Origin of the sequence: Mesorhizobium sp. M1396, from assembly GCF_040317725.1 — a bacterium.
Lineage (GTDB): Bacteria > Pseudomonadota > Alphaproteobacteria > Rhizobiales > Rhizobiaceae > Mesorhizobium.
This window is the reverse complement of sequence record NZ_JAMYLA010000133.1, coordinates 1-2,436: the sequence shown is the minus strand read 5'-3', so window position 1 is coordinate 2,436 and position 2,436 is coordinate 1. Positions and strand designations below refer to the sequence as shown.

At 59.4% G+C, this 2,436-nt stretch carries 2 protein-coding genes and 2 pseudogenes; 3 read left to right on the top strand and 1 reads right to left on the bottom strand.

Annotated elements, in window-relative coordinates; all coding sequences use genetic code 11:
* The 3 genes and pseudogenes from NKH02_RS34255 to NKH02_RS34245 form a co-directional block, all read left to right on the top strand.
* Window positions 1–116, top strand: a pseudogene (locus tag NKH02_RS34255) (OmpA family protein); the annotation flags it as partial.
* Window positions 117–560: 444 nt separating this feature from the next.
* On the top strand, window positions 561–848 hold the full coding sequence (locus NKH02_RS34250; RefSeq protein ID WP_352884240.1) for a hypothetical protein: 288 nt from the start codon (window positions 561–563) through the stop codon (window positions 846–848).
* A gap of 32 nt (window positions 849–880) precedes the next feature.
* Window positions 881–1,272: pseudogene (locus NKH02_RS34245) on the top strand (transposase); the annotation flags it as partial.
* 446 nt (window positions 1,273–1,718) lie between these two features.
* Here NKH02_RS34245 and NKH02_RS34240 read toward each other — a convergent pair.
* Window positions 1,719–2,309, bottom strand: a complete 591-nt coding sequence (locus tag NKH02_RS34240; RefSeq protein WP_352884238.1) for a tetratricopeptide repeat protein — start codon at window positions 2,307–2,309, stop codon at window positions 1,719–1,721.
* Between the last annotated feature and the right edge of the window lie 127 nt (window positions 2,310–2,436).

The following is a 2,436-nucleotide window of genomic DNA, read 5'->3' as shown; positions in this document are numbered from 1 at the left end:
TGTGGGCCAAGGGCTACGGCAAGGACAGGCTCGTCCGCGACTGCCCCGACGCCGCCTGCAGGTCGCAGAACCGCCGCGTTGTGTCTAATTTGCGCGATGAGAGGGACGAGTCGTAGGGGCTGCTGTTTTGCTTGTCACCAAATCAGAGTCTCACAACGCGACGGCGGCATGGCTGCTTTGCGCCTCATGTACGCCTGACGGCACCCGAAACCCTTCAACTTATCGGACATTGAGACCAGCGTCGCTGTGCGCTCAGAAACGGACCCTCGCGATCCAGAATCGGCAGCTGGATGGACCAGCAAGCGCGCCGACGAGCAAGCGCGCCGAGCAGCAGACGCGCCTGGCCGAAGAGTCTAGCACCTGGTCTATGATCGGTCAGGCCCCGAGCCAATTTCCGCCTGCCGTGCTCTCCACGTTATTGCAAAACGTTCAAATTTGAGCTTCCGCACTCATGCTTTGTCGAGAGTATCTCCTGTAATCACTTAAACTCTCTGCGCCGTAAATTTTAGCCGTTTTGAATCGCCGTCGGCGACAATGAACGACAAAAATAGGAGAACGCAATGACTCGCAATCACGTTGAACGTCTTGGAGAGTTCAGGGAAATCCTGGTCGCGACTCGACGCGAAGGAGTCCGCAACGTGCACCATACTCGCGACGCAATGCGGGCAAGTGGCTTTCAGATAGGGGACAGCGATGGCTCCAGCTACGGAGCCGAGCTGAAGGCGCTCCAAGAGGAAATTGAGGCAGTCGATCGCGCCATCGAAGACGAGAAGCAGCTGGCCTTGGGCCTCGAGAGCGCGGCTCAATCTCGCCGACCGACTAAACCCAGAATCGTGAAGGGAACATAGAGTCCGGTACGGCCCTTGGCGCCCGTCGCGTCGATCGCCTGATGGAGCTCAGATGGTTCTACGACCGGCGCGTTCTTGCCGAGGTCAAGCGCGATCTGGCGTAGTGGATTGCCAAATGGCAGACCAAATACTCGAAGCTGGTGAACTGGGTAGAGGACAACATCGAGGAGACGTTGAGCTTTTATCGGCTGCCGCTGCCCCATCACAAGCACATGAAGTCGACGAACATGCTGGAGCGGCTGAACCAGGAGATCAAGCGGCGCACCTTGGTGGTTCGCATCTTCCCCAACCCGCAGAGCTGCCTACGGCTGTTTCGGGCGCTGGCCGTGAAGATCCCGAGAACTGGCTCGAGGCGACCCGCTACCTCAACATGGAGCATCTACGCGAGCACAAGAAGGAGAGCTTGACGGCTTTGGCCGCATGAGCCGAGGCCCGTGTCCGCCGCGCCGCTAACACGGGGGCTGCGCGGCGGACACACCGACGTCACCGCCAAGCCATTTTGCAGAACTTGACGCACACAACTGTTGAAAAAGTCTGCGACTGAGCCCGCGGTGACACTCTCTAAAATGTCGTTCCCGAAGAGTCCGTTGGCGCCACCGCAATACGGGGTTTGATCCGCCTGTCCGGTGAGGCACCTATCTCTCGCTCAAAGCGGAGCTCACAAACCCTGTGTCTTCGAAACACGCCGAAGTGCCCGATCCAGTGGCTTTGCAGAGCCCTTCACGTGGCGTTCAATGACCCTCTCGTCCCCTCGAACGGAATGCCGAGATCGGGACCTGCGCCGGTTCGACCACAAGCCCGTTCTCGGTGAAGAGCAGGCTGCCCACGTTTTAACTACCAACTCGCGATCGATGCGCCAGCCTGGCAGCGCTATTCCGGCAGCCCCGCCTTTCGCAAACCTTCTGAAAGCAGAGCCACATCGGCCGCACGGTTAGTTGAAACGACGTCGGCGAGATTAGAAATTCGTAGGCCAGGATCGAGGCCGAGAATTCGGCTCACCACCTTTTGCGCATCCTCGGTTCGGCCGGCGTGAGCATAGCTTGCAGCCTCAAAGCGCAACGACGGCAAATAGTCCGGCTTTTCCCGCAACGACCTTTCAGCCCAAGATGATGCCTCCTCAAATCGACCAGCGTAGAGATGAGCCATTGCAACCCCATTCTGCATGTCGAACATGAGCGGGTCGACTGGGCTCATGCGTATCGCAGTCGCCAGGTGCTGGAGTGAGGTTTCCGTATCGCCGAGGTTGGCTCTGACCCAGCCGCTGAATAGCCACGCGGAAGCCAGGTTCGGATTGAGCGCAAGCGCGCGATCAATGAACGCTGCCCCGCTATTGTTGTCGCCCGCGACGAAAGCGATTGCATGCCCGCCGCGTGAGAGCGCAACCGCGTCATCCCTGCCCAAATCCACTGCCTTCAGAGCCAGGCGTTCCGTCTCGGCGGTTTCTTGCCTGCGATCCGTCATCCAACCGTTCGCCTTGCGCATGACGGCACACCAGGCGGCCATCTCGCGGTGCTGCCGTTCCAAAACATGAGCGGCGACCCGGAGCAGGATTACTTTGCCGACGGCATCGTCGAGGACATCATCACCG